Origin of the sequence: Bacillus sp. SJZ110 (assembly GCF_006715455.1) — a bacterium.
Lineage (GTDB): Bacteria > Bacillota > Bacilli > Bacillales > Bacillaceae > Bacillus > Bacillus subtilis.
The window spans coordinates 1-20,692 of record NZ_VFNF01000001.1; the positions used below are offsets into that span (position 1 = coordinate 1).

Consider the following 20,692-nt stretch of genomic DNA (forward strand, 5'->3'; position numbering starts at 1 on the left):
CATCAGGGAGCAAGCTCCCATCTGTCCGCTCGACTTGCATGTATTAGGCACGCCGCCAGCGTTCGTCCTGAGCCAGGATCAAACTCTCCGATAAATGGATCACAGGTTAAGTTCACCGCATCCTGCGGCGACACCTGTGTGGCCTGCGTCGTGCAGGCCCTAGTTTGACTGACTACGCACATCGCTGTGCGATTTATAAAAATGAATTAACAGGTACGTTTTGTCTTGTTTAGTTTTCAAAGATCATTTCGTTACTTCTCAATGAAGCAGCTTTACTAATATAACATTCATCTTCTTTTTTGTCAACAACTTTTTTCAAGTTGTTTTGAAGCATCTAGTTTGTGTCCGCTGTGCATCAGCGACGTTTAATAATATAACACCTGTATTTATTTATTGCAATAGTTTTTTTAAAAAATCTATAAAACAAATAAACTATAATCCTCGCCATGATTTCTAAAGCGTGTGTATCATATAACTTTCTTAAAAGAACATATACATCAGTCATGTGATCTTGTTGTTTTTTTCATTTTCTTGTATAGTAGAAACGAACTAAATACTGATGACCACAAGGGGAGCATTAAAGCTGAGAGTGAGCGGTTTCGTTCTGACCCTTTGAACCTGTTAGTTAACGCTGGCGTAGGGATGTGGCAAAGTCAAATGAATTGCAGATCGTAAAGCAGTGCGTGGAACTTTTCTCATCCTTCCGCGTGCTGCTTTTTTGTTGTCCTTTTGGTTGTCTGTCAATGGAAGGAGATAGATATGAATCAATCTAAGCAACTGGTTCGCCTTATTGAAATTGCCATTATGACAGCGGCAGCCGTTATTTTAGACATTGTCTCAGGAATGTTTCTTAGCATGCCTCAAGGAGGCTCGGTCTCCATCATGATGATTCCGATCTTTTTAATTTCGTTTCGCTGGGGTGTCAAAGCAGGTCTTACTACAGGTTTGTTGACAGGTCTAGTACAAATAGCAATCGGAAACTTGTTTGCTCAACATCCTGTACAGCTATTGTTAGATTACATTGTCGCTTTCGCAGCAATCGGCATAAGCGGCTGTTTCGCTTCTTCTGTCCGTAAAGCCGCTGTATCAAAAACAAAAGGGAAATTGATTGTTTCAGTGGTCAGCGCAGTTTTTATCGGCAGTTTGCTGCGCTATGCCGCGCATGTCATTTCAGGAGCTGTGTTTTTCGGCAGCTTTGCTCCAAAAGGAACACCGGTATGGATTTATTCTTTAACTTATAATGCGACTTACATGGTACCTTCATTCATTATTTGTGCAATTGTCCTATGTTTATTATTTATGACAGCACCCCGTTTGCTTAAAAGTGACAAAGCGTAAAAGTAACAATCCCCCAGCGAATTCCGCTGGGGGATTTTTCGTTATCTGTTAAGAAGTGTTTTTAAAGCTGAAAGATCCGGCCAGCCAAGACCTACTTCTTTCAGCCTTACTCCGGCAATTTCAAAGTTGTCCTCCGCTACTCTTTCAGGTGAATAGGCCTGATAAAATATAATCGAGGGATTCTGCTCAATAACCCAAACAAACATACTTGAAAAACCATGTTGATGCAAAAACTCCGCTCCTTTTGCTAAGAGCGCCCTGCCTGCACCTTGCCGCTGGCGCTCTTCCAGAAGATAAATAGCGTATAACTCGCCGTCATAGCCTTCTTGTTCAGAGCGAATAGGTCCAAATGAAGCAAAGCCGAATACTGAACCCATTTCGTCCTGAGCAACAAATACTCCTTTTAACGAGCGACTTTTCCATTTGTCTTCAAATTCCTTATAGTTCAGGCTGTTTAAATAATCAATCGGGATAGTTTCGTGGTATGTTGTCCTCCAGCTGTCTACATGCACTTTTGCAATGTCCTTTATATCCTCTAACTTCGCTTCACGTACAGTTACCATACGGTTCTGCCCTTTCCTTACTCTGATTTTTGGATCGTTTTGGCTTCTTTGATTTCATTTGTTAATTCATTAATGCTTTGTTTTACGTTTCCTTTTCCTGAAAAGTTCTCAAGCATTTCTTTTACATCAATTCCTGAGGATGCTTTTAAACTTTCTTGCAAACTTGACATTAAGTTCGTCGCATAGCTGGTTACTTTGTTTGCTCCGCTTGATTCACCGCTTCCTCCTGTATCGACAACGGTGATTTTATCAATATTTGAAAGAGGTGCGGCTGCTTGTTTCGCGTATTCCGGAAGCATTTTGACAATCATATCGAAAATCGCCGCCTGCCCGTACTGTTCAAAGGCAGCCGCAATTTTCTCTTTTGCTTCCGCTTCTGCAAGACCTTTCAGGCGGATAACCTCTGCTTCTGTCTCTCCTTTCGCTTTTTCCGCTTCTGCTTTTGCTAGCCCGTCAATTCTTACTTTTTCCGCCTCAGCCTTTGCCATTGCTTCTATACTGTACTTCTTGGCATCGGCTTCCGCGAGCTGTTTGGCTTTCTCAGCTGCTGCGGACTGCTCAACAGAATAACGGTCTGCATCGGCTTTTTTCTTTACCTCTGAGTCGTATTGACGTTCACGGCGAAGAATTTCTTTTTCTTCTAGTTCTATTTGTTTTTGGCGTTCGATAATTTTAACCTGCATTTCCTGCTCTGTGACTTGCTGGCGCGCTCTGGCAGTCTCTAAATCATATGCTTGGTCGGCATTCGCTTTTGCCGTATCTTGTTCTCTGCGAAATTCAGCCATTTTGAGCTGATTGAGTTTTTCAGCTTCAGCGATTTCCGTCGCCCGTTCAAGTTCTGATTTTTTTGCGTCTTTATCGGCTTCTGCCCGCTTAATTCGAGTTTCTTTATCAGCCTCTGCTGTTGCGATATCAGCATCGCGTTTTACTTGGGCAATTCTCGGTTTCCCTAATGATTCAAGATAACCGTTTTTATCACGAACATCTTTAATGGTAAACGAGACGATTACAAGCCCCATTTTCGCGAGATCCTGTGAAGCGACACGCTGCACCTCTTGAGAGAATTTTTCTCTGTTTTTATAGATTTCTTCTACTGTCATTGAGCCGAGAATGGAACGAAGGTGGCCTTCTAAAACCTCCCGCGCTTCCTGCTCACGGTCGTCTTTTGATTTCCCTAAAAATTGTTCGGCTGCTGTAGCGATTTCTCCTATAGAACCGCCGATTTTAATAATCGCAGTTCCATCGGCCATTACTGGCACTCCTTGTTCTGTATAGACTTCAGGTGTCGAAACATCGAGTTTGCTTGATAATAGGCTTAGCGGCTCTGCCTGCTGGAAGACGGGAAGGACAAAGGTTCCTCCGCCGCGGACGATTTTAATACGGTTGCCGCCTTCATCGACATGAACATTTTTATTGCCCAGATAGCTCCCCGTTACAATTAACGCTTCATCAGGCCCTGCTGTACGATACTTCGTAATAAACACAGCTATTAGTGCAATTAATAAAAAGAATACAACTCCGATGATCATTATAATCGGCATTGTCATATCAAATTCCTCCTTGTATATTAAATGGGTTCATGCGGAGTAACCGAAAGAACTCCGTTGTTAATATCTACGACTAACACCGTTGTCCCGTAACTGATCTGCTGATTATCAAAACTGACCGCTGACTTTGAAATGGTCCCGCCTATCCCTTCTATGACCACTTCACCAAACCCGTCAACCGGCACAGCTGTAATCACTTTACCGAGTCTTCCTCTGAGATCATCTTCTCTATATGCCAATGATTCTTCTGCAGATGATAATGGTACCAGTACAAAGATGTGAAGCAATACCACCAGCATGATCGAAAGGATGCAAGATAAAAGCGCAATCAGCAAGCTTGACAGAGGCAATACAAGTTCACCTATATATCCGCCCGCTGAAAAACATGTGAAAAATGAGAGCACTAATGTCGGATTAAGAAACGGAATGCCTTCTGACAGTCCTGCAAATACATCTCCGAAAAACAGGAATAATAGCGTGAGGCTGCCCGCAATAATAAGCGTATAAAGATAAATTGTTTGTATAGGTACTCCAAATAACTCCAATTTCCTCATCCTTTCTTCATCAATGCATTGATGAACGGCCGCCGTTACCATTTATACGAGACACCACGGGAAAGGTTTCAAAATTTTAAGACAAATAACCCATTTGAAGTGCTTTATAAATGATAATTGCTTATATATATGGTAATGTCATTTTAGGAGGAGATATGATGAGTATCTTTAATGAAGCCAGATTAGAAACGTGGAACGAATTGAAAGGACTTTCTGACGAAAAGCTGAACCAAAAGCCTTCTGCTGAAGAATGGAGCATACGGGAAGTTCTTGACCATTTGAAAAAAATCGATATGACCGCACAAAAAATGTTGAAGGAACGTGTAAAGGACGCTCCGATTAAAGAAATTGAAGAAAAACCGCTTGAGGTAGCACAGGACAGAAATAATAAACGGAAAGCCCCGAGTCATCTTGAGCCTGCGCATGATTTTATTTCAGGCAGCCAAATGAAACGTGAGCTTGATGTGGTAAGAGAGCAGCTGACTGCTGCGATTGCCTCTCTGAAAGAAGAAGATTTTGAAAGAGTGCTTCCGCATCCTGTGTTTCAAGAGCTGACTGTCAGACAGTGGATCGATTTTATCGGCCATCATGAAAAACGGCACCTCAGCCAAATGAAAGAAATTAAAGAAAAGATAGAAAGGGCCTGATTTCATCAGACCCTTTCTGCTTTTCGTTTGACTTTTCGCTGATAGGAATGAACTTCTATTTCATCACCTGTGTAAACAGCACCAGGTCTTTCCACAATACAGACAATCCCTCTAATGCCCAGTGCGTGGCGGACGAAAGCCGGCGCCAGCTTCGGTTTGTCCGGATAATAAGACTGAATGACTTCTCCCGGCTGGATACACGGATCATTTTCGCCCTCACACAGCAGAGCCGCTCCGCTCGGAAAAATAATCCGGCTTCCTTCTTTTAATGAAGTAAGATCTTGCATACCGCTGACTGCCACATTCGCCCCGAGCCATTCCGGCAAAATTCTCGGCACTCCCATTTTTAAAGCGATTTCGTTGCATTCCTCTATTGAAACAATTGAAATTTGTCTGCGGTTGAAAATTTCAGTCCCTCTTGAAAACATTGGTTCTCTGGCTCCCGCTTTTTTGGTCAGGCCAAAATGCAAATCGCCGGGGATGCCGCCATAATCAAAATCAAGCTTGTCCATTTGCTTTGTTACGAAGCTTTCTGTATCTGCGATATATAAGCCTTCCGCTTTTGCAGTCATACGCTTCCACATCAGCTGGCACCTTCTTTCTTATCTAAAATTTCCACCTATGCTTCATTATCCCAAAAAATCCCGCTCTGTAAAGGAGCGGGATTTTGATTATACCGTTTTAGGCGTAAGGTTAAAGCAGCGCTTGTAGATCCAGTTGTATGCTTTTTCATTTAAATCTCTAGGGTTTCCGAAGGTTTGCGGATCTTTCATAGCTTCTTTAGACAAGCGTTCGATCATATCAGGTGATACTCCCTGCTCTTCTAAAGTCGGCACTTCTAAATCTTCGACCAGATCATACATCCAATTGACAGATGCTTTCGCAGCTTCTTCTGTTGTCATCTTGCTTGTATCAATACCGAACGCTTTCGCAATACGCGCAAACTTCTCAGGATAGCCCTTCCAGTTGTATTCCATGACAGGGCCCATCATCGCCGCTACACATTGGCCGTGAGCGACTGGGATAATACCGCCAAGCGTTTGGCTCATCGCATGAGCCGCGCCCGCTGATTCACTTCCGTAAGAAAGACCGGCAAGCATCGCAGCCTGCGCCATTCCGTACCTTGCTTCCAGATCCTCTCCGTCAGCAAATGCCCTCTTAATGTAATGAGCGGCATACTCAATCGCCATTAAGGCAACCGCATCCGTGATTGGCTGTGCAAATTTCATTGTATAGCACTCAATGGCATGGGCGAGCGCATCAATTCCCGTCATAGCTGTTACATGCGGAGGCATTGAAACATGAAGCTCAGGATCAATGATGGTCAAGTGTGCTGCAATCAGCGGACCGCCCGTGTTGAATTTGAATTCTCTTTCTTCATCTGTGATAACCGCCCATTGGGTTACTTCTGATCCTGTTCCAGCTGTAGTGGGAATTGTCGTCAGCGGAGGAATGCGGTTTTCCAGCGGTTTTTTCCCATCTGCCGCTTCATAATCAAGCACGCTTCCTTCGTGAGTTGCTTCTACTCCGATTGCTTTTGCTGTATCCATGGAGCTTCCGCCTCCGACTGCCACCAAACCATTACAGTTCTCTTTTTTGTAAAGCTCAGATCCTTCATTCACCAGACGGACAGGCGGGTTTGGCTCAACTTTATGAAAGAGCACCACTTCAATGCCTGCTTCTTTAAGTGATTCGATTACAGGATCAGCAACACCGGCTTTATAAATCCCTGGGTCTGTGACAAGGAGCGCTTTTGAAACGCCCAGTGCAGCTACTTCCTCACCCGTATGCTTGATGGCTCCGATTCCATGCTTAATCACAGTCGGAATTTCAAATGTGTGGAATTTCTGCATGCTTTCTACCTTCATATTTAATGTCATCATCAATCTCCCCCTCTTATGAATTAAACCAGTTAACCGCTGCCGGTTTTGTATTGCGGTATACATGTTTGACTTCTGTGTATTCTTCAAGGCCTATTTTTCCAAGCTCGCGTCCGAACCCGGATTGCTTATATCCGCCCCATGGCGCTTGTGCAAAGTACGGATGAAAATCGTTGATCCAAACGGTTCCCATTCTCAAGCGGGCAGCTACCCGTTCGCACTTTTCAATGTCTTTTGACCATACCGCTCCAGCCAAGCCATAGATGGTATCATTCGCAAGCTCGATTACCTCTTCTTCAGAGCTGAAGGTTTCGACTGTCAATACAGGACCGAAAACCTCTTCCTGAACGATTCTCATGTCAGAATTACAGTTTGAGAAAATAGTAGGTTCATAGAAAAAGCCGTTTTGAAGCGCAGGATCTTCCGGGCGTTTGCCTCCTGTCTCCAGCTTCGCGCCTTCCTCTATTCCGATCTCAACATATTTTTCTACCTTTGCCCTGTGCTCCGCCGAAATAAGCGGACCGCTTTCTGTCTCAGCATGAAAACCGTTTCCGAGTTTTATGCGTTTTGCCCGTTTGACCAGCTCCGCCAAAAGTTGATCATGAATGGCATCCTCAACAAGCAAGCGGGAACCTGCAGAGCATACTTGGCCGGCGTGGAAAAATACAGCGTTTAAGGCCTGATCAACCGCAACTTCTAAATCCGCGTCCTTGAAAACAATATTTGGGTTTTTCCCGCCAAGTTCAAGGGCGATTTTTTTGACGTTTCCGCTTGCCGCCCGCATGATTTTTTTGCCTGTTTCAATTCCGCCCGTAAATGAAATCAAATCGACGTCTTTGTTTACGGCAAGCTCGTCGCCCACTGTGGCTCCCGGTCCAAGAACAAGATTTGCGACACCTTTTGGAACACCGGCTTCTTCCATCAGCTTAAAGACTTTGATTGTCGTCAGCGGCGTAATCTCACTCGGCTTCATGACGATTGTGTTTCCTGCAGCCAGTGCAGGGGCGATTTTCCAGCTCGCTTGAAGGAGCGGATAATTCCATGGAGTAATCTGGCCGCAAACCCCGATTGGCTCCCTAATAATTTTGCTTTCTGAATCAGGAATCGGAGATGAAATGATCTCTCCGCCATCTTTGTCTGCCAAGCCGGCGTAATATTGAAAAACATTGGCGATATCGTCCATATCGGCCTTGCTTTCTTCGAGTGTTTTTCCTGTATCAAGAGATTCAAGCTCAGCCAGCTCCTCAAGATCGCGTCTGATTAATTCCGCAATTTTCAGAACAATTTTCCCGCGTTCAAGCCCGGATAGCGAAGACCATTCTCCTTTGTCAAATGCTCTGCGTGCGGCTGCGATTGCTTTGATGGCGTCCTCTCGCCCTCCCTCGCTTACAGTTGCAATTTCTTCTTGATTAAATGGGTTGATAATACTGCGGATCTGTTCTTTTTCGGCACTGATCCATTCTCCGTCAATGAATAATGTTTGACTCATATAAGCCTCCTTGACGTAAATAAAGTTTGTTAAATAAAAATTTAATGTTTTTAACAACCTTAATCTAACATATGGTTTTTAAACTGTCAAAGTCCCATTTCAATTTTTCTTTTTGACTTTTCCTCATGTTTCGTTAAGATAAAGAACATAAAGAAATAACTTAACGAATTTAATTTTCTAAAGGAAAAGAGGGTCAGTATGGATGAAAATCCAGAATTTGCAGCTATAGAACAGGCTCGGGATCTTGTTATTGACTCCATTGCTGAAACGATGGATCTTTACGGAATTACCCGCAGTGTCGGGATTTTATATGGGACGATGTATATGAGGGATGAGATGACGCTTGACGAAATGCGTGAGGAGTTGCAAATGAGCAAACCAAGCATGAGCACAGGCGTCAAAAAGCTTCAAGACTTAAATGTAGTGAAAAAAACATTTCACCGGGGCATCCGCAAGCATACATTTGTGGCTGAGAAGGATTTCTTTAAATTTTTCACAAATTTCTTTCCACCTAAATGGGAGCGGGAGGTTCAAGTGAATGTAGCAGCGATCGAGGAAGCTCAAGCTGATTTACAAAAGGTTTTAAGCAAGGAAGATCTCAATGATGATATCAAAAATGAAGCACTGCAGTTATATGATCAGCTGGAAAGCTCTAAAGCTTACTATGACTGGCTGAAACGGCTTGCTGAATCGGTGCAGACCGGAGAAATTTTTAAATTTATACCGATCGAAACAAAGTAAAGCAAAAAACGCCTGGGAAACCAGGCGTTTTTTGATGTAACTACTACAAATTTGAAAAATACGGGAAAAACACCCCATTTACTTCCAAAATATTTGATGGTAATTTTATGTAGGTAAAATTTGTATTTGGCCTTTCAGAGGAGGTGAAAAGCGGGCAGGCCTGTTTAATTTATCATTTTTTAGGGGGAATTTTGTTATGAAACGCAAATTATTATCTTCTTTGGCAATTAGTGCATTAAGTCTCGGGTTACTCGTTTCTGCACCTACAGCTTCTTTCGCGGCTGAATCTACATCAACTAAAGCTCATACTGAATCCACTATGAGAACACAGTCTACAGCTTCATTGTTCGCAACAATCACTGGCGCCAGCAAAACGGAATGGTCTTTCTCAGATATCGAATTGACTTACCGTCCAAACACGCTTCTCAGCCTTGGCGTTATGGAGTTTACATTGCCAAGCGGATTTACTGCAAACACGAAAGACACATTGAACGGAAATGCCTTGCGTACAACACAGATCCTCAATAACGGGAAAACAGTAAGAGTTCCTTTGGCACTTGATTTGTTAGGAGCTGGCGAATTCAAATTAAAACTGAATAACAAAACACTTCCTGCCGCTGGTACATATACTTTCCGTGCGGAGAATAAATCATTAAGCATCGGAAATAAATTTTACGCAGAAGCCAGCATTGACGTGGCTAAGCGCAGCACTCCTCCGACTCAGCCTTGCGGTTGCAACTAATGTAAAAGACCGGTTAACGCCGGTCTTTTTTGCGTTTTACCCTCCCCTTTTTCTCTAATCCCCGTTATCTTTTTTCTGGTTTAAAATTTAAATTGACAAACACTAGAAACAGGAGTAAATTCTTGAGTGTTCAATTTCATACAGTCTCTTTTACCGCTTAATCAAACACGAACGGGGGAACCAACGATTGGCTGTTTTATTAACAGCCTTGGGGTGAATCTTACTAAGTAAGAGGGGGTACTCTGAATCCCTAATCCGACAGCTAACCTCGTAGGCGTATACAGAGAGGAGGTCTATTATCGGCCATTCTTTGCAATGGTCTTTTTTGTTTCAAAAACGTTAATTCACTAAGGGAGATATGAACATTGGGAAGAATTAAAAATAAGCAATTTGCCGTGATCGGGCTGGGCCGGTTTGGCGGCAGCATTTGTAAAGAACTTCATAGAATGGGGCATGAGGTCCTTGCGGTTGATATCAACGAAGAAAAGGTCAATGCATATGCTTCTTACGCCACTCATGCGGTAATTGCCAACGCCACCGAAGAAAACGAATTGCTTTCATTAGGAATACGCAATTTTGAATATGTGATTGTTGCCATCGGAGCAAATATTCAAGCGAGTACGCTGACCACCCTATTATTAAAGGAGCTTGATATTCCAAATATTTGGGTGAAGGCTCAAAACTATTATCATCACAAGGTGCTTGAAAAAATCGGCGCTGACCGGATTATTCATCCTGAAAAACATATGGGAGTTAAAATCGCACAAAGCCTTTCAGACGAAAATGTTTTGAATTACATTGATCTATCTGATGAATACAGTATTGTCGAGCTGCTGGCTACGCGCAAGCTTGATTCAAAATCGATTATTGACCTGAATGTAAGAGCAAAGTACGGCTGCACGATCCTGGCCATCAAACATCATGGAGATATCTGTCTTTCCCCCGCGCCTGAAGACATCATTCACGAGCAAGATTGCCTGGTGATCATGGGCCACAAAAAGGATATTAAACGTTTTGAAAACGAAGGGATGTAGACAAAGGTGACACTTCAAAAGGATAAAGTGATCAAATGGGTTCGGTTTACACCGCCTCAAGTGCTTGCCATTGGTTTTTTCCTTACCATTATCATCGGGGCTGTCCTATTAATGCTTCCGATTTCCACTACGAAGCCATTGTCATGGATAGATGCCCTTTTTACTGCGGCTTCCGCTACAACTGTTACAGGGCTTGCTGTTGTCGATACCGGTACTCAATTTACGGTATTCGGGCAAACAGTTATTATGGGGCTGATTCAGATTGGCGGGCTTGGATTTATGACATTTGCGGTCTTGATCGTCATGATATTAGGAAAAAAAATCGGCTTAAAAGAACGAATGCTCGTCCAGGAAGCCTTAAACCAGCCGACAATCGGCGGTGTCATTGGCCTTGTCAAAGTCCTGTTTCTGTTTTCGATCAGTATTGAATTGATAGCAGCACTCATTTTATCCATCCGGCTTGTACCTCAATACGGCTGGTCATCCGGCTTGTTTGCAGGTTTGTTTCACGCAATATCTGCTTTTAACAATGCCGGGTTTTCGTTGTGGCCTGATAATTTGATGAGCTACGTTGGCGATCCTACAGTAAACCTCGTGATTTCTTTCTTATTTATTACAGGAGGGATCGGATTTACAGTTCTGTTTGATGTGATGAAAAATCGGCGTTTTAAAGCTTTTTCTTTACATACAAAGCTCATGCTTACAGGAACGCTGATGTTGAATGCGATTGCTATGCTTACGGTCTTTATTTTAGAATATAGCAACCCCGGCACGCTCGGCCACCTGCATATAGTGGATAAACTGTGGGCGTCCTATTTTCAGGCAGTGACGCCGAGAACCGCAGGCTTCAATTCTCTAGATTTCGGAAGCATGAGAGAAGGAACAATTGTATTTACTTTATTATTGATGTTTATCGGAGCAGGAAGCGCATCAACGGCGAGCGGCATTAAGCTGACTACGTTCATCGTGATTTTAACATCTGTTATTGCTTACTTGAGAGGTAAAAAAGAAACGGTTATTTTCCGCCGTTCCATCAAATATCCGATTATCATTAAAGCTTTAGCTGTGAGCGTCACCAGTTTGTTCATCGTGTTTTTAGGGATTTTCGCCCTGACGATCACAGAACAAGCGCCATTTCTTCAAATTGTGTTTGAAACCTTTTCCGCATTCGGAACTGTCGGCCTTACGATGGGGCTTACTCCTGAACTGACAACAGCTGGCAAGTGTATCATTATTGTCATTATGTTTATCGGAAGAATTGGTCCTTTAACGTTCGTGTTTTCATTCGCAAAAACAGAGCAATCAAATATCCGTTACCCTGACGGCGAAGTGTTTACAGGGTGATATCAAAAAATCCGGCGTGCAGTCGCCGGATTTTTTTATGATTCGATATGAGATTGATTTTGTCTTTTTTCCTGTTCCGCGATGATTTCGTTATCCTCCGCGTTATCACGGGTCACTTTTTGTGTAAGAATCGCACCAACTGCTACAAGTATCATAACAGCGATGTAATAACCTTTTTCATTGAGTTCCAGGTTATCAGCATTATAGAGTCCGATACTAAACAAAAATACTCCCGCAAAAAAAGTAAAATAAGCTAATACTGTAAAGGCAACCGTGTTTCTGCGTCTATATTTCTGCACCTTTGTTCCCTCCCGAAAGCATAGTTAAAAAGTGATAACTTCCGTGGAATATTATACCTCAAATTCCCCGTAATGGAACAAAGAATTAAAAATACCAGTAAAAAGGGCTTAGGTTGTCTCCTTTATTTCAACAGCTGAATCATCAATCCAGCCGATAAGTTTATCATTGATTTGGAATTGGTACCATACAGACTGGCCTTTCTGTTTTTTAGACACAACCTTTATGTCTTTGCCGACGTAAGATTGGGCAGAGGTAAGCCTTATGGACCGATCATCAGTAGAAGGCTTGGACCATACGTCTTGAACGGCACTGTCTTTAATAGAGGCGTTTAAATCCACAGATTTGAGGGATGGATTTACCTCATCGTACTCATCTAAATCGTATTTTTCCACAATAGCGCTGATTTTGTCAGCATAGTCAGGATCTGTAGCATATCCTGATGTTTGCAGGGCGGTTGCCGCTTCCTTATAATTCCCTGCCTCAAGCACCGGTTTATACTTCTTTTTATTCCACGATGTGCCACGAACGAACAATTGGGCGTGATCATCCATAGATTCAAAAAACGTGCTGTATTTTCGAAACTTCGCGCGAATGGTTTTTCTTTTCCCTTTTTCAACTTCGTCCGTTTCCATCGTGACATGATGGCCTTTATAATTCCCTTTTACGCCAAAAAGGTTGTTGGCCTTAGCAGCCAGTTCACTGTTCCCCCAGTCCGATTCGAGAATGGCCTGAGCAATTGTGATGCTGGGGAGAACATGGTATTTTTCATACAAAATTTGGGCATGTCCGGACAGACTGTCTATAAATACTTGCTGTTCATCGATTTCTTCAGTTTCTTTGGATGTTTCAATCGGTTTTGATAAAGTTGTCGCTAAAACAAACAGAGCTAGCGGAATCGATACAATGAAAAATAGTGAAATCAAGAGTTTACGTTTTTTAAGTTTTTTACGGGCCATGAAAACCTTCCTTCGAATTAAAAGATTACGAATGTAAAAGAATCTACCTTTTAGAATTTTACTTGCACTTCTAATATTTTTCAATTCTTTAGGGATAAAGTTGGGAAAAGATTGCAAAATAAAAACCTTTTCGCTCAATGAAAAGGTTTTTACCATGTTTCTATTTTTGTAAATTTCTGAGTGCATTACGATATTCCGTATCATTTATTACTTTATATGATTTGACAGTTGCCTTCGACAAACCTTCTGCTGAAACGGCCGGTTTTTCCGGAGCTGTTTTCGCTTTATCATGTGGTTTATGTGCCAGCTTGTGCCCCATTCCAGTGGCATTCATACAAAATGACAGGCAGACGAGCAGCACGCTAAGGATAAAAGAAATGAAGAAGAGATCATGATAAGCAGTCATCATAGAATCCTGTACCGAACCGCTTTGTCTGGCAGCATCTTTTTTCGTGAAAAAGCCGATGAGAATAGGAACTCCCATATAGACAAACAATCTTAAAAACTGAACAGCTGTCATTCTCTTGACCAAATCAGGCAGCGGGCCTCCCATGGCAGCTCCCATCAGCCCTGCGGCGACTGTCAGGCCTGTTCCCGCTGCAAGCATGATAAACAGTGCCGCGAACATATAAAGAGATGATCGATCCTGCATATGCAGCCATTGAAAATTCACAAAGACGAGAATGAGTCCGCCGATAATACCGAGCATCCCTGGTCCGACTTTATCGTATAACAGAGCGCTTAAAATGGCCGCGATCGCCACTCCGATTAAAAGAGTCAAGTTTAAAAATATGAGATGCTCCTGAGAAATATCATACATTTGACGGAGCAAGCCTTGAAAAGCAGACAGGCTGACAGCTACCGTTATCGTCCCTGCAGCTATGATCAATAAGCCAAGCACCGGTTTTGGCAGCAGCATCAGTTTAATAGATATGAATGGTTTTTTCACTTTATATTCCACAATCAATAGACCAATGAGCAAACATAACGTCACCCCGAAACCAATCCATACATAACCCGATGACAGCCCCCATTTTTGCAGAAAAATGAATGAAACCGCTGAGGCTGCGGCAAGGAAAACAGATAAAAGAATTCCCGCACGATCAAGCGGCTGTTCTTGATCCGACGCTCCGTGATGCTCGTCATGAAGAAAGAAATAGCTCACCGCGACACCGATCAGGGACAAGGTGCCAAAGATGAAAAACAGCCATCTCCAATGCCCGCAGCTTGTTGCAATGGTTCCCAGGATTGTGCCGATGATAACAGAACCATAGAATCCCCCGATCAGCACAAGCAGTGCATAGTTCCTGCGTTCAATCGGGAATGACAGTACAAGCATTGGAATCATAATCATCAGCATGACGCCTGTTGCCGCTCCCTGTAAAAAGCGCCCTGCCGCCATCCATGCAATATCGCCTGAACATGCGATGAGCAGTGAGCCTAGTATAAAAACAGGTAATGAAGCCAGATAGACGGGACGAGCACCGAATTTTTTCCTCAGCAACGGTCCTGCCGGAACTAACAAGGCAAAGGCCATATTGCCGATCAATATCGGATTTACTGATGTGAAGACACTTGTTCCAACCGCTTTCTGAACAAGGCCTTGAACTGACGACAATGCCGTGTTAGACATCAATCCCGGCCCGACCGCTAAGACGGCGAGCAAAGAAATCACCCAATAGTGTTTTGTCTTCATGTTGTCATTCCTTCCTATATGAATACATGCGAAACACATCATTTTTTGAAAACAAAAGAAGCTAATAGATTTTGCATACCATTAGCTTTCATTCTAATATTCTCCCTTTCAGGGGAAATGATATTATTTTATTATAATTATGTGAATGAATGAGCATATAATCAAATATTATTTCAAATCGATTGTGTTTTGTCAATGGAGTAAATTTCAAGCACAACATAGAAATCTTGAAAGCTTTTCCCCGATATTGTGTCTAGAACTGCACTTATGAATCCCTGCTCGTTCCCTCAAGCGAATTAAAGCAGACCGTTTTAACCCTTTCAACCCACTAATAAACTCGGATAAGTTGGTGATAAGACAACATTTTGGCCGCACATTTTTTTGTGTTTACTGGGCGTTTGCCGCCTCTAAATTGTATATGGGTAAATACCATGAATTAACCTATGAAATACCAATGTAAGGAAATTCTAAATATTCCGGGAGGCAAAAACGAATGGAACTGTATGAGTGTATCCAAGACATTTTTGGCGGCTTGAAAAATCCATCGGTTAAAGATTTAGCAACGTCTTTAAAACAAATTCCAAACGCAGCAAAATTGAGTCAACCGTATATTAAGGAACCAGACCAGTACGCTTACGGCCGAAATGCCATCTATCGAAATAATGAATTGGAAATTATCGTGATTAACATTCCGCCAAACAAGGAGACAGCAGTACACGATCATGGTCAATCCATTGGTTGTGCAATGGTGTTAGAAGGAAAGCTTCTTAATTCTATTTATCGCTCAGCCGGCGAACACGCAGAACTCTCCAATTCATACTTTGTCCACGAAGGAGAATGCCTTATTTCAACCAAAGGTTTAATTCACAAAATGTCCAATCCAACATCTGAACGAATGGTGTCTCTTCATGTCTACTCCCCTCCTTTGGAAGACATGATGGTCTTTGAGGAACAAAAGGAGGTATTGGAAAATTCATGATTGACAGATAAGCTGCTCACTTTGACTTCGCTCAACTGGAGGATTCAGAGAATGAAACCTTTTCCTCAAAACAAAAAAACCCTTATAGAATAAGGGTTTACAGGTATGGAGCCAAGGGGGCTCGAACCCCTGACCTCTACGCTGCCAGCGTAGCGCTCTCCCAGCTGAGCTATGGCCCCGTATGTAACGTCATGTTTATTATAGATGATTTTATTTTGAAAAACAAGCTGTTTCCTCTTGAATTGACAGAAAAAATAAGGCTCGTAAAAGAGCCTTATTTTCGACTTACATCATGATCAAAAGTAAAATCACACCGAGAATAATTCGATAGATTGCAAATGGGACAAGTTTGATTTTGTTAATCAGCCTTAAGAAGAAACGGACGACAAACAGTGCGACCACAAAGGCACAGATAAAGCCGACGATGAAAAACGGCATCAGATCCGAGCTTAAGCTGTCCCAATGCTTCACAAGGCTTAGAAAGCTGGCTCCCATCATGATCGGCATCGCCATAATAAACGTAAAGTCGGCTGCAGCTCGGTGGTTTAATCCGAGAATAACACCGCCGGAAATGGTTGAACCCGAACGCGAGAAACCCGGCCAAAGGGCAAGACATTGGAATAAGCCGACGGCTATCGCCTGTTTATAGGAAATGCGGTCGAGTGTGTCTGTCGCTGTTTTCCGTTTATTGACCCAGTCAGCAAAAAGCATGAGGATTGCCCCGGCAATTAAACCGATGGCCACAGTTTTAACGGAAAATAAATATTCATCAATGTAATCTTCAAACAAAAAGCCGAGAACAGCTGCAGGCACGAGTCCGACGGCAATTTGGGCAATGCTTAATTTATGTCCCTGTTCCTGGTCGCTTGTAATATTTTTTTTCAAGCCCAGTAAATTTAAAATTCGGTCTTTAAACACGATAGCTACTGCTAAAATGGAGCCTAGCTGAATAACCACCTTGAATGAGTTAGCAGCTTCTTCTGACATCAGATTACTTGATTTAAGCCAGATGTCGTCTACTATGATCATATGTCCTGTCGAAGAAACCGGCGCGTACTCTGTTAATCCTTCTACGATTCCTAAAATGGCGGCTACAAACAATTCCCATAGAGTCATGATTTTGATTCTCCCCATTAGACATTTATTTTTTTACATAACGGGAGCTTCCCATAAATGGAAAGCCCGTCTTATATAACTATAAACGAAAATCACACTTTATGACCCGACGTATTTTCATTTTTTTCTTCATCGTATAAATGTGACTGCATTTTAAACCAGTCAAATAAATGTGTCGTAATGACTTTGGCAACTGCATAGCCAGGAATGGCAAGAATGATTCCAACAACACCAAACAGCTTGCCGGCTGTTAACAGCAGAAAAATAATCGTAATCGGATGGATGTGAAGGTTTTTTCCCATAATTTGCGGAGAGATCAGCTTCCCTTCAATCAGCTGAACAATCGTCCAAACGATCACCAGCTTAAGCAGCATGAGCGGCGATGTCACTATGGCAATGATAATCGCAGGCGTAATGGCAATCGTTGGCCCTAAATATGGAACGATGCTTGTGCAAGCCGCAATGACTGCAAGCAATGAAGCATAATCCAGCCCGATAATCAAATAACCGATAAACAGCAAAAACCCGATACAGAAGCTGACAATGATCTGGCCTCTGATATAAGAGCTTAACCGATGATTCATTTCGCTTAAGACTGTATATGTCTGTTCTTTCAATCGAGTCGGCACAAACTTCAGTATGTAGACCGGTAATTTTCTTCCGTCTTTTAGCAAATAAAATAGAATAAACGGAACCGTGACGATCGAAATGATAATCTCAGTCAGTGCGCCGATAAAATTCCCAACACCGGTAAAGGTGCTGTTCACGATCGTCGCTGCCTGATCCGAAACCTTTGTAGCAAGATCAGATATATTAATGTTCATCGTTTGCTGGGCCTGATTGACGAAGTTGCTGCCGATCAGCTGTTTCGTCTGATTTTCTACGACGTCCACATATCTCGGGATATTGTCAATTAAACTCATAATTTGTTCTTTTAAGAAGGGAATGATCGACACGATCGTGATCGTGATCAGCCCGATAACTAATAGGTATAGCAGCAATATAGAATAGATTCTTCTTATTCTTCTTCTCTCCAGAAAATCGACGACTGGGTTTAACAAATAAAAAACAATGCCTGTCAAAATAATCGGAAGTGATATCGTTTTGAGCAGAACAATAATCGGGGTGAAAATAAATGATGTTTTTGTAAATACTAGAATATTTAAACCAATCAGCAGCAGCACAAGCAAAAATAAAACAAACTTATTATCCAAGAAGAATCGCTTGAATCTGCCGCTCCATGTTTGCAACGTCTCCACTATCGTTCCTCCGTCATACATAGTTTAATTAAATTGTACACTATCGTCCCTATAATGAAAAATAAAAACCGTTAATTGCTGGAAAAGCTTTCTCGGTTTTAACATTCTATTTATATCTATCATGTGATTTTGTTCTTTTTAAGCTATAATTTAGCTATATCATGCAAAAGGAGCGATACGAGTGATACGTTTTGCAATAGTAGGAACCAACTGGATTACAGACCGCTTTCTTGAGTCAGCAGCGGATATCGAAGATTTTCAGCTGACTGCTGTTTATTCAAGATCGGCTGAACGCGCTGGCGAGTTTGCTGCTAAACACAACGCTGCGCATGCCTTCTCAGACCTTCAGGAAATGGCGGCGAGCGATTGCTTTGATGCCGTATACATAGCGAGCCCGAACGCTCTTCACAAGGAACAAGCCGTTCTCTTTATGAACCATGGCAAGCATGTGCTTTGTGAGAAGCCGTTTGCTTCGAATACAAAAGAAACAGAAGAGATGATCTCAGCGGCTAAGGCAAACGGCGTTGTTCTCATGGAAGCAATGAAGACCACTTTCCTGCCGAATTTCAAAGAGCTGAAAAAACACCTGCATAAAATCGGAACTGTCCGCAGATTTACCGCAAGCTACTGCCAGTATTCCTCACGATATGACGCGTTCAGAAGCGGAACTGTTTTGAATGCGTTTCAGCCTGAGCTTTCCAATGGGTCATTAATGGATATTGGCGTCTATTGTATTTATCCGGCTGTTGTGTTGTTTGGCGCGCCGAAGGATGTAAAAGCAAACGGATATGCTTTATCCTCCGGAGTGGACGGAGAAGGAACTGTCATTCTGTCTTACGACGGGTTCGAAGCTGTTCTGATGCATTCCAAAATCTCTACTTCCTATGCCCCGGCTGAAATCCAGGGTGAAGACGGGACGATTGTAATCGATACGATTCACCGGCCTGAACGTGTTGAAATCCGCTACCGGGACGGCCGCCTTGAAAACATCGCGATCCCTGATCCTAAACCGGCGATGTTCTATGAAGCAGAAGAATTTGTCACGCTCATAAAAGAGAATAAGCTGGAATCTGAAGAAAATACATTTGAACGGTCTTTGACCACCGCAAAAATTATGGAAGAAGCAAGAAAGCAAATGGGGATTGTATACCCTGCTGATCAAGCTTAAAAAAATCCGCCCGCGTGCAAATGCCGCGGCGGATTTTTTATTAGACAATCGGAGAAGATGCCTTCCTTTTTAAAAGCACCTGTTGCTCATATTCATTGATGTCATGAAGCCATGCCTCTTTTACCGGAACGCCCATTTGCTCACAGTAGGAATCCCAGATGGCTCCGAAAGGATATGTTTTGAATTCCTCCATCAGGGCCAGCCTTTCTGTATAGCGGCCCTCTTCTTGCAATTGTTTTAAATATCCGTTCGGGAGAAGCAGGGCATACAATAAAGCTTTGATCATATTTCTCGTTCCGATGGTCCAGGCGGCTACACGGTTAATGCTGGCATCGAAAAAATCCAGACCGATGGCGACCTTCTCAAGAGCATGATTTCGTACAATTTCAAGAGCGATTTCTCTCAATTCATCATCCAAAACCACTACATGGTCGCTATCCCAACGAACAGGCCGCGATACGTGCAAGGCAAGCTTGTCTGTGTAAAGCAGCATGGACGAGATCTTGTTTGATACCGTCTCAGTCGGATGGAAATGGCCTGTATCAAGTAAACAAAGCTTATGATTCATCAAAGCATAAGCTAAATAAAATTCATGAGATCCGACAACATATGATTCGGAGCCAAGCCCGAACAGCTTGCTCTCGATTGAATCAAGATTGTGATGTTCACTGATCTCCTCTGCGAAGATCCGATCCAGTGATTCTTTTAGTCTTTTACGCGGTGTCAGCCTATCACTCGGGATATCCTTATAGCCGTCGGGAATCCAAATATTCGTCAAGCAAGGTGTTCCTAATTCTTTCCCGAAGTATTCCCCGATACGGCGGCAAGCGATGCAATGCCTGATCCAAAATTCTCTGATGTCCGGATCAGGGTGTGAAAGGGTGAGTCCGTCAGCCGCTTTCTCATGCGAAAACAAGGTTGGATTAAAATCTAAACCGAGACCAAGGTTTTTTGCCCATTTCACCCAGTTTTCAAAATGCTGCGGCTTCAATTCGTCACGTTCTACCGCTTCCCTGTTTGTTTCTGCGTATATCGCATGCAGGTTTACGCGGTGCTTTCCAGGAATGAGAGAAAGAGCCTTCTCCAAATCTCTTCTTAATTCTTCAGGAGTTTGCGCTTTTCCGGGATAATTGCCAGTCACGTCAATTCCGCCTGAAAGCTCGCCCTTATTTACTTCAAAGCCTTCAATGTCGTCACCCTGCCAGCAATGGATCGAAATGGGCACTTGCTCTAATTGCCGAAGCGCCTCTTCAACATCAATTCCCCATTTTTCATATGCCTGTTTTGCACTGTCATAATTGGCTTTTATGGTCATACGGCTCTCTCCCTTTATCAGTTT

Annotated in this window: 20 protein-coding genes, 1 tRNA gene, 1 rRNA gene and 2 riboswitches; of the genes, 8 read left to right on the top strand and 14 right to left on the bottom strand. The window is 42.8% G+C overall.

All coding sequences use genetic code 11. The annotated features are described in order from the left end of the window. Window positions 1-94 (bottom strand): 16S ribosomal RNA (locus FB592_RS00005); the annotation flags it as partial. 464 nt (window positions 95-558) lie between these two features. After that, window positions 559-660, top strand: a riboswitch (TPP riboswitch). 99 nt (window positions 661-759) lie between these two features. On the opposite strand from FB592_RS00005, the gene thiT reads away from it, so the two are divergent. Further along, the gene (thiT, locus tag FB592_RS00010; protein WP_003228966.1) at window positions 760-1,338 is read left to right on the top strand and encodes an energy-coupled thiamine transporter ThiT; all 579 of its coding nucleotides are present in this window, start codon (window positions 760-762) and stop codon (window positions 1,336-1,338) included. A 41-nt stretch (window positions 1,339-1,379) separates the two neighbouring features. Here thiT and FB592_RS00015 read toward each other — a convergent pair whose 3' ends face one another. From FB592_RS00015 to FB592_RS00025, 3 genes are read right to left on the bottom strand one after another with little or no spacing between them, the layout of a single operon-like run. Then, entirely contained in the window at window positions 1,380-1,901 is a 522-nt protein-coding gene (locus tag FB592_RS00015; RefSeq protein ID WP_141949140.1) for a GNAT family N-acetyltransferase, read from the bottom strand. A gap of 17 nt (window positions 1,902-1,918) precedes the next feature. Further along, window positions 1,919-3,448, bottom strand: coding sequence for a flotillin lipid rafts scaffold protein FloT (floT, locus tag FB592_RS00020; protein ID WP_015384468.1), 1,530 nt, complete (start codon window positions 3,446-3,448; stop codon window positions 1,919-1,921). 20 nt (window positions 3,449-3,468) lie between these two features. Beyond that, window positions 3,469-3,993, bottom strand: coding sequence for an NfeD family membrane protein (locus FB592_RS00025; RefSeq protein ID WP_032727091.1), 525 nt, complete (start codon window positions 3,991-3,993; stop codon window positions 3,469-3,471). Between the two features lie 167 nt (window positions 3,994-4,160). On the opposite strand from FB592_RS00025, the gene FB592_RS00030 reads away from it, so the two are divergent. After that, window positions 4,161-4,649: a DinB family protein gene (locus tag FB592_RS00030; RefSeq protein WP_003242867.1), complete on the top strand. Its 489-nt coding sequence runs from the start codon at window positions 4,161-4,163 to the stop codon at window positions 4,647-4,649. Window positions 4,650-4,654: 5 nt separating this feature from the next. Here the strand turns inward: FB592_RS00030 and FB592_RS00035 are convergent, their stop codons facing one another. From FB592_RS00035 to betB, 3 genes are all read right to left on the bottom strand, one after another. Then, a complete protein-coding gene (locus FB592_RS00035) occupies window positions 4,655-5,233 on the bottom strand; it encodes an MOSC domain-containing protein (RefSeq protein ID WP_141949141.1) in 579 nt (192 codons plus the stop codon). A gap of 87 nt (window positions 5,234-5,320) precedes the next feature. Further along, on the bottom strand, window positions 5,321-6,529 hold the full coding sequence (gbsB, locus tag FB592_RS00040) for a choline dehydrogenase (RefSeq protein WP_014477776.1): 1,209 nt from the start codon (window positions 6,527-6,529) through the stop codon (window positions 5,321-5,323). Window positions 6,530-6,545: 16 nt separating this feature from the next. Further along, window positions 6,546-8,018 carry a betaine-aldehyde dehydrogenase gene (betB, locus tag FB592_RS00045; RefSeq protein ID WP_141949142.1) on the bottom strand — a complete coding sequence of 491 codons (1,473 nt, stop codon included), beginning with the start codon at window positions 8,016-8,018 and terminating at the stop codon, window positions 6,546-6,548. 198 nt (window positions 8,019-8,216) lie between these two features. Between betB and gbsR the strand changes: the two genes are divergently transcribed. The 4 genes from gbsR (at window position 8,217) to ktrB (ending at window position 11,879) form a co-directional block, all read left to right on the top strand. Further along, on the top strand, window positions 8,217-8,759 hold the full coding sequence (gbsR, locus tag FB592_RS00050; RefSeq protein WP_080529716.1) for a transcriptional regulator GbsR: 543 nt from the start codon (window positions 8,217-8,219) through the stop codon (window positions 8,757-8,759). Window positions 8,760-8,955: 196 nt separating this feature from the next. Further along, window positions 8,956-9,501, top strand: coding sequence for a biofilm surface layer hydrophobin BslA (gene bslA, locus FB592_RS00055; RefSeq protein WP_003243556.1), 546 nt, complete (start codon window positions 8,956-8,958; stop codon window positions 9,499-9,501). 144 nt (window positions 9,502-9,645) lie between these two features. Then, window positions 9,646-9,794: riboswitch (cyclic di-AMP (ydaO/yuaA leader) on the top strand. A gap of 72 nt (window positions 9,795-9,866) precedes the next feature. Then, complete coding sequence (ktrA, locus tag FB592_RS00060; protein ID WP_141949143.1) at window positions 9,867-10,535, top strand: potassium uptake protein KtrA; 669 nt, start codon at window positions 9,867-9,869, stop codon at window positions 10,533-10,535. A gap of 6 nt (window positions 10,536-10,541) precedes the next feature. After that, the gene (gene ktrB / locus FB592_RS00065) at window positions 10,542-11,879 is read left to right on the top strand and encodes a Ktr system potassium transporter KtrB (RefSeq protein ID WP_141949144.1); all 1,338 of its coding nucleotides are present in this window, start codon (window positions 10,542-10,544) and stop codon (window positions 11,877-11,879) included. A 35-nt stretch (window positions 11,880-11,914) separates the two neighbouring features. On the opposite strand, the gene FB592_RS00070 is transcribed toward ktrB, so the two are convergent. From FB592_RS00070 to FB592_RS00080, 3 genes are all read right to left on the bottom strand, one after another. Further along, window positions 11,915-12,178 carry a YiaA/YiaB family inner membrane protein gene (locus FB592_RS00070; RefSeq protein WP_003222348.1) on the bottom strand — a complete coding sequence of 88 codons (264 nt, stop codon included), beginning with the start codon at window positions 12,176-12,178 and terminating at the stop codon, window positions 11,915-11,917. Window positions 12,179-12,286: 108 nt separating this feature from the next. After that, the gene (gene lytG, locus FB592_RS00075; RefSeq protein WP_141949145.1) at window positions 12,287-13,135 is read right to left on the bottom strand and encodes an exo-glucosaminidase LytG; all 849 of its coding nucleotides are present in this window, start codon (window positions 13,133-13,135) and stop codon (window positions 12,287-12,289) included. 160 nt (window positions 13,136-13,295) lie between these two features. Continuing rightward, the gene (locus FB592_RS00080) at window positions 13,296-14,831 is read right to left on the bottom strand and encodes an MFS transporter (protein ID WP_141949146.1); all 1,536 of its coding nucleotides are present in this window, start codon (window positions 14,829-14,831) and stop codon (window positions 13,296-13,298) included. Between the two features lie 493 nt (window positions 14,832-15,324). Between FB592_RS00080 and cdoA the strand changes: the two genes are divergently transcribed. Then, window positions 15,325-15,810, top strand: a complete 486-nt coding sequence (cdoA, locus tag FB592_RS00085) for a cysteine dioxygenase (RefSeq protein ID WP_141949147.1) — start codon at window positions 15,325-15,327, stop codon at window positions 15,808-15,810. 106 nt (window positions 15,811-15,916) lie between these two features. Here cdoA and FB592_RS00090 read toward each other — a convergent pair. The 3 genes from FB592_RS00090 to FB592_RS00100 form a co-directional block, all read right to left on the bottom strand. Then, window positions 15,917-15,989: transfer RNA gene (locus tag FB592_RS00090), tRNA-Ala, on the bottom strand. Window positions 15,990-16,095: 106 nt separating this feature from the next. Beyond that, complete coding sequence (locus FB592_RS00095; RefSeq protein WP_014477785.1) at window positions 16,096-16,926, bottom strand: undecaprenyl-diphosphate phosphatase; 831 nt, start codon at window positions 16,924-16,926, stop codon at window positions 16,096-16,098. Window positions 16,927-17,018: 92 nt separating this feature from the next. Further along, on the bottom strand, window positions 17,019-18,185 hold the full coding sequence (locus FB592_RS00100; protein ID WP_021480467.1) for an AI-2E family transporter: 1,167 nt from the start codon (window positions 18,183-18,185) through the stop codon (window positions 17,019-17,021). Between the two features lie 181 nt (window positions 18,186-18,366). On the opposite strand from FB592_RS00100, the gene iolU reads away from it, so the two are divergent. Beyond that, window positions 18,367-19,353: a scyllo-inositol 2-dehydrogenase gene (gene iolU, locus FB592_RS00105; RefSeq protein WP_141949148.1), complete on the top strand. Its 987-nt coding sequence runs from the start codon at window positions 18,367-18,369 to the stop codon at window positions 19,351-19,353. A gap of 40 nt (window positions 19,354-19,393) precedes the next feature. Here iolU and rhaA read toward each other — a convergent pair whose 3' ends face one another. Then, window positions 19,394-20,668, bottom strand: coding sequence for an L-rhamnose isomerase (gene rhaA / locus FB592_RS00110; protein ID WP_038828467.1), 1,275 nt, complete (start codon window positions 20,666-20,668; stop codon window positions 19,394-19,396). Between the last annotated feature and the right edge of the window lie 24 nt (window positions 20,669-20,692).